Here is a 6631-nt window from a genome sequence, read left to right on the forward strand (position 1 = left end):
ATAAATAAATTTGTGGACACAATCAATTTGCATCCCAAATTCAATCATGGCGACGCGCTGCACTCAATGGAAGACGGCGCTGGCGAGACGCTTACGCCCTGGACGACGCGGCGACTGTTAGAAGTGGCCAGCGAACGGTTTGCCTTACCCCCGTTAAAACTCTCCCGAGCAAGGGAACCATTTGAACACTTCGGAGTGGCGCAGCGGCACGCGCTGCTGCAAGTGGCGACGTGGTATCTGCTGGATTGGCCCGGCCGCTTTCAGGAAATATTCCGAGCGAATCGTTGTCGGTATTCGGAGCTGATGAGGGACTTCGCAAGCCCTCCTTACTGGTTCCAAGCTGCCGTGAGCGTCCTGGAGCATTTACCCGTTGGGCCGTGCGCGGAGGAGCAAGCAGCAATGCGAGCTTTGTTGCTACGAGATATTGAGGCGAAGCATCGGAAGCGTTTGCGACGTTTCATCCGACGGCGCATCAACTCTATGCAGTGGGCTAAATTTCTTCAGGCAGATTAGCGGGGGATTTGCTCGTACTGACGGTGAGGTCAGCGGCGGGCCGCTGCCGAAACTGTCGTGATAGGATTTTCCCCAAAAAAATTAGAAAGGTTTATATACTAGGAAAAAAGATTGGAAAAGAGAGGTTGCGGAGTACATTCTTGCGATGATTATCGTGTTCATGCTTATGTCTCTTGCCGCCGTTTTTGAAGTGTCCATGACGGAGGGGGGGGCAACCTGACAGCGGCTCGGATAGTGTGCAGACGTCTGCACACTCAAAAATGGCTCCCGGCAGACCAGGATGGTGCAGACGAACGGGTCCCAATCGGAACAGAAACAGCAGGCAATTGCTTACCAGCTAAGAGATTTCGCCTGCATTGCCAAGATACTTGTGATCTCAGACGAGTTTGGGGAAAGCGGAGCGTCAATGCGCGGATTGTTAACGACGAGCTCAAGGTGTGATCGCACGATGCGGCTAGCTACTTGTAGAGTAACAGCACGTTGCACGCATTGATCAAACTGTCCTCGCTCAAAGTCTAGCGAAAGTTGCTTCTCGTCTTGACGATTGTTGGACATGTTGGGCTCCGTTTGATTCACCATTTTGCAATGCATTTTTGGTGAGGCGCAAATTATACATCATTCGCCGTCTTGCAAATTATTCTAGCAGAACAATTTCGTTTCGCACACGCGAATAAAAATTTGTTGTAAAGCATCAATCTCCGCCGCCAAAAAACGTCTGTTGATGCTACCACTCTCATCATCTACTGTGGGTCGTTGGCCGATCCGCCAGTGACCGGAACTAAGGTCGGCGCAGCTGCAACGGACGGTTGCGGCGGCGGGAAATGCTCCTCGAACAAGGATGCAACCTTGACCTCAAACGCCCGGTGAGAGTCGATGTATTCATGAACGATCTTCAGCGGAAGTCCTCCTGCTATGTTTGTGCTGCTTGAGATGAACTCGCCCGCGTCGTTCTTCCGTGTCTCTCGTTGGAAGAACTCAGGGTACATGCGCGGCCCAACACCTGAGAAGTGCACGAAACGAAGCTTTGATGGTGCTGCTTCTACCCCGTCGTCGTGATCCAGGACCTCGATCGCGTCGTTGTGAGCTTCGGGAGCGAGGCTTTTTTCGTAAGGCTCAATGTAATAGACCTTATCAATGCCCGCCGCAATAATATGACGAGCACAGTTATGGCATGGGAATGTGGTGGCGTATAGATTGCCGCCTACGGTCGATCCGCCCCCACCCCGAGATAGGGAGATCAGCGCATCCATTTCCGCATGAACTGCACGTGAGAACTCGATCAAGTCTGGAATTCCCGACTGCTCGTATACGAACTCCGAGATCTCATCGACTTTTGCCAGAGCAGCCTTCGCCATCTTCGGGTCCTTAAAGACATCTGCGAACTTTTCTTGAATGCCCGCCCTGATCTTTTCGCGACGACGATTTTTCTCAGCGCTGTTTTCACAAATTTTCCGCGACTGGAAGCAGCGATCATCAAGCGGGCCGTCCCCGGAATAGAGTCCGCCTTTGTATTGGGGAACATCGTTCGTCCCAACCGCGACGATGCGGCTAGAGCGGTCTGTAATCGCGGCTCCAACTTGACGCGACAAACAGCTCGACTTCATTGCAGTCGAGTACGCTACATACATGGCATGTTCGTGCTTGGTCGGGGTGATCGCATTGTCCCCGTGTGTAAGGTCTAAGAAGCGCTTAACTTGTGCGGGCACCAGCTCTTTGTCTCCGAGTGGGTGGTGCATGAAGTAGTCCGCAAGCTTAAAGGCCTTCTCCAGCTGCTGGCCGAACTTTGCTCCCTCTTTCCGATCGCGACTGACAATTGCCTCGATTACGGCCGGGCGAAGTCCGTCATCAGTTAGTCGAGTCTTACGATTGGCTTCCAGGCTCATCACACCAACCAAGTAAAAATTGTTGCGGTAAATGGTGCGCAGTAGCGCAACTTCAGCCGGGTGTTTGATTTGGTCAATAATGTAAGCGACTCTCGGCGGCTCTTTGGCCAAATCCTTCAGTTCGGGATCGATTACTAAGCGATGCCGTCCAATCTGGCTTACTGCATACTCGGCCATGATTTCGTTACCAAAGAGTCGCCGAAGTTCGTTGCCGCCGCTCTGGTACTTCAAGAACCGATTGGAGTTGTCGTCCGTTGGGATGGTGACGGTTCCGTTATCGATCTGGATCGAAATAAAATCGCTAACTTTGATGCGAACGACTTTGTACCCCAATTTCTGCAGCTGCTCATCAAACTCAGTAACGATACGTGGAAGGCCGCAACCTACTGCGCCCATGACGCCGATTACAAATTCCTGTGATGCACGGCCTTTAAGCAGCTTCGTTACATCGGTGCCTGCTTTACTGGCATTGCTTGATGCCGGGGAGAGTTGCGCATTCATTGTCGACGATGGTTCCAGCGAAATCATGAAATAAATTGATCGAAAAATATCATGGAACTTTTACTTCGGGAATGCAAGAAGGAAATTTTTCGGGTAAGTTTGACAAGGAGTGATCGAATGTTGCGGGTTGACGACGACCGTCAGCCTATCTAGTTACAATGTGTGATTTTTTGAAGGCTGCGATCGAGATTGAAGAGATTGATACCGGATCGGCTCGCGGAGAGCTATGGATATCGCGATTGTGAATGGAAACGTGCACGCCCGTCGCCTGGCGCGACTGGCATTTGTCAGAACTGTGGTCGAGACATGGTCCCGAAGTGCGGCGAGCAACTAGTCTGGCATTGGGCTCACAAGAATCGACGTAAATGTGGCCTTCCCCCGTTTAGACGGACACTTCCGAAAGGTATGATGTCACCAACGGAGGTTTTGTATGAAGCGGGAACGCAAGAATTTCACAGAAGAGTTTAAGCGAGAAGCGGTCAAGTTGGTCGGCCAGCCCGGAGCCACCAGGGCCGGCATAGCTCGGGACCTTGGCATTGGCCCAGATCTGCTTGGCCGGTGGTGTCGCGATATCGCCGGCACCAGTAAGTCGGACCCTGCTGGCACTGAGAAGGTATCGCTGGACGAATACGAGCGTATGCGCCGTGAGCTGGCCAAGGTAAAGACGGAGCGAGACATACTAAGAAAAGTGCTCGGGTATGCAGCCTAAAAAAAATTGGAAAAGAGAAGTAGCGGAATACATCCTGGCCTTCATCATCGTCATCGCATTCACGTTTATGCTGTCGGCATTGGCTGCTGTTCTGGATGATCCTGCAAAGGGATTCAAATCCAGTGAGGCGGCAAGTTGGGTGCAGGCGATAGGATCAATTGCGGCGATCTTCGGGGCGTTTATGTTTGGCGAACGCCAAGCGCGGCACGCACATAACACGGCTGTAGCTATGCAGGATCGGGACCGGGCTGGCAAGAGCGCAGCAGTTCTTGCAATCTGTAGTGCTGCGTCATCCAATGTCGCTTTGATTGAGCGCATTTTTTGTATCCGGCCATATGACGGCTTAAGACGCCTTGCCGAATTCCAAAAGTCCAGCACAGAACATATCATCAGGGCTCTCCAGGCTATCCCTGTGCACGAGGTGGGTAGTGCTCGTGCCGTTACGGCACTTCTCAGCACAATCGACAATCTTCAATGGCTACTAATACACATTGAAGCATTTGATGCCGAACTTAGTAATTCAGAGTTGCCCGATTCGGCAGAGTATCGTCAGGAGCTTGCGCGAGGTGACATTGGCCGCACTGTCGAATCTGTCCAGTCCGATTACAAGCTGCTTGAGGAAGAGCTCAGCGCTACTAAAGTAGACGGCCCAATGGGTAGAGGTCAGTAGAACGCCGATGAGGGCGTTCGTCAGTACTTTGGCGCTTGCTCGTGATAAAAGATCGGGCTGCGGGCAGAACCAGTGCACTTAGCTTGGTCTGGTTGGTCATATCGAATGCCTGCACGGGCAGGATCAGCGGGACCCAGCGTGGATGAAACGGTCCATCTTTGCCCAAAGCTCATCGGCTATCTTTTCTGCGGCGCTATCGCGGCTCTCGTTAGTGACAAACTTCGCCGACGTCACGCCTTCGTTTAGCTGAAGAGCTGCATTCCAGGAGCTCGGCGTACTGAAGTGCAGCGCAATCGCGCCAAGAAGGTCATCCGTGGTGCGGATACCGCGAGAACAGTCCATGATGGCGTGCAGCGAAAACGATTCTTTGTCGTCAGGTTCGGGGATCAGGAGATAGCACGTTCGATGCAGCTCTTGGGCGCGAGCGACTGAAATATGGCGGTTCCGCGTGGATACTTTGCTGGGCTCACCTGGAGCCGGTTGGGCAATCACGCATGCATCCAGAAGCTCTCCGTCTTCATCGACGATTCGCGGCATCATGGACAGGTGGTCGTGCCGTTGCCGTGGGCTTAGCCGAACAACGTCCACGGACAAGAAGCCGGGCTGCTTGGCGAGGTACTGGAGTACCTGATAAAAAATGACGACGTGCGGGAATGATGTCGTGATGTTGCTGGTCAGCGTACCTGCATCAGCCACCGATAGCTCAATGGGCTGGATCGTGGCCATGGAACCTTCGCAGCCAACCGAAGAGCTGTTGATGATGGACATGCCCTGTTGTGAGAGCCGTATCGTTGGTGTGACCTCGCTATCGACCCGAGATACGGGCTTACGAGCTAAGTCGGGGAACTGCATCTCTTCGCTGGCAAGGTCCAGCTTTCGTGGTTGCTTCGATTTGTCGGGCTCGCGATCCGAAAGCAGCTTGGAGTCTCTGCGCTGACGCGAAAACGCCGGAGAGGCATCTGGTGCCGGCCACGCCGCACCGGCTGTCGTTTTTGTGGATCGCGCCTGCACGCATTCGGAAGTGTAATGGAGCCGCGAGAAGGGGAAGCGATGCGAGCATGAGCGCAGCCTGAAAACGAGGAAGACCCCGCGCTCCTTGCCGTTGAACGGAAGCCAAATACCCGAGGCTGACAAGTTGGTTTTTCCACTGAAAGGGAACATCGCTTTAACGTACGCTGATTCGCCGCGCGCGGTCGCGGCGATGCAGGAGTTCCCGACTAGCTCGGCGGCCTGACGGCCAGTCTTCGAAAAAGTGATGCGGCCGATATCAGTCGCGGATCGCCCGGACATACCGGACGCCAGATGGATTTTAGCGGAACCTGTTCCGTCCATTTGATGGTCAATCCAGAAGTTCTCTTGCTTGAATGGAGCATCAAAAAGCCGTGACACAAGGGTGCTGGTTGAGCCGAAATAGAAGCGCAGCAGCTCGGTGCACGGAATCACGATGCTGCCGTCACTGTGCTCGATATGGAGGCAATAGGATTGCGTGAATTTGACATGGTATGGGTGAATGTCGAGCGGCAGAAAATACTGTCCGGTGGCTTCGTCCGGCAGCCCCGCCTTGATCAGGGTGCAGACGTCTCTGGTGGTTTCCAACTCGGCGAACGTGGCAATCTCGTAGTCGGGACTCTCGCAGCGTTTGCCATCTCGCCAGATGTCACCAATTTTCAGCATCGGCAAAAAGCCTACCGGAAGCCTTAGGCGTCGCGTATTTGGCCATTGCGACTTGCGGCGGCCGAAGAACTCGTGGAAGTCCGTAATGCCCTCTGGGACTTGGGAAATTTGCACATCGATCAGGGGCTGGCTGGAGCGTCGGTAGCGCTCCGCATAAGTCGTCGCGCCGAACCAATCTATTCGCCAAGCGTGCGAATCCTTCGCAAGCTCGCGCAGGACGTAGCCTGCGGTGGTATCGGACGGGCTCACGTTCTGTTTTAAGGTACGCCTGCTGACGCTGGCGTTATTTGCCACTTCTTGTTGTGTTAGCGCTAGCTCTTGCCGCCGCTGTGCGATGATTTTGCCAATTTCCAGGGTATCCATGATGTGCAGAATACTGCACATTATCGATAAATGATGAAGAAATGTGCAGCATGCTGCACATATTAGACTGAGAGTTCGATGAGTGGTCGCTCCGGCATGCTGAGGTTGGGATGATTTTTTAATAATGGAAAAGCCACCAGAGGAACCAAATCTGCAAGCAGAGGAAAATTATTTTTGCAACCACGCGTCGAGCATCGTGAGAGGATTCTGATCGTGGTTAATTTTCCTAGGGAAGCACTGATTAATTCATCAGGCGCTGCTCCGCGCGGCAGTCGGACCTGAGACAATAGCGGCATCCCCACTGTTCGCCATCGGCCA

The 6631-nt window shown here is 53.3% G+C and carries 7 protein-coding genes; 4 read left to right on the top strand and 3 right to left on the bottom strand.

All coding sequences use genetic code 11. The features are described 5' to 3' along the window. Positions 1 to 513: hypothetical protein (locus FHS03_RS27955; RefSeq protein WP_221208283.1), on the top strand; the 513-nt coding region annotated here is incomplete at its 5' end. A gap of 740 nt (positions 514 to 1253) precedes the next feature. On the opposite strand, the gene FHS03_RS27735 is transcribed toward FHS03_RS27955, so the two are convergent. Further along, positions 1254 to 2924: an anti-phage dCTP deaminase gene (locus FHS03_RS27735; protein WP_183444142.1), complete on the bottom strand. Its 1671-nt coding sequence runs from the start codon at positions 2922 to 2924 to the stop codon at positions 1254 to 1256. Positions 2925 to 3095: 171 nt separating this feature from the next. Between FHS03_RS27735 and FHS03_RS28705 the strand changes: the two genes are divergently transcribed. Genes FHS03_RS28705 through FHS03_RS27745 form a run of 3 tightly spaced genes read left to right on the top strand, consistent with a single transcriptional unit; the run spans position 3096 to position 4276 of the window. After that, positions 3096 to 3365: a competence protein CoiA family protein gene (locus FHS03_RS28705; RefSeq protein ID WP_443094325.1), complete on the top strand. Its 270-nt coding sequence runs from the start codon at positions 3096 to 3098 to the stop codon at positions 3363 to 3365. After that, the gene (locus FHS03_RS28700) at positions 3328 to 3606 is read left to right on the top strand and encodes a transposase (RefSeq protein WP_183444143.1); all 279 of its coding nucleotides are present in this window, start codon (positions 3328 to 3330) and stop codon (positions 3604 to 3606) included. Before FHS03_RS28705 ends, FHS03_RS28700 begins: the two co-directional genes overlap by 38 nt. Further along, entirely contained in the window at positions 3596 to 4276 is a 681-nt protein-coding gene (locus tag FHS03_RS27745; RefSeq protein WP_183444144.1) for a hypothetical protein, read from the top strand. The genes FHS03_RS28700 and FHS03_RS27745 overlap by 11 nt, the downstream gene beginning before the upstream one ends. Positions 4277 to 4399: 123 nt before the next feature. On the opposite strand, the gene FHS03_RS27750 is transcribed toward FHS03_RS27745, so the two are convergent. Next, positions 4400 to 6313: a helix-turn-helix domain-containing protein gene (locus FHS03_RS27750; protein WP_183444145.1), complete on the bottom strand. Its 1914-nt coding sequence runs from the start codon at positions 6311 to 6313 to the stop codon at positions 4400 to 4402. A 62-nt stretch (positions 6314 to 6375) separates the two neighbouring features. Continuing rightward, positions 6376 to 6631, bottom strand: a 256-nt coding sequence (locus FHS03_RS27960; RefSeq protein WP_221208284.1) for a hypothetical protein, incomplete at its 5' end; no start/stop codon positions are given.

The sequence above is a fragment of the Pseudoduganella violacea genome (genome assembly GCF_014191875.1).
GTDB classification, from domain to species: domain Bacteria; phylum Pseudomonadota; class Gammaproteobacteria; order Burkholderiales; family Burkholderiaceae_D; genus Rugamonas; species Rugamonas violacea_A.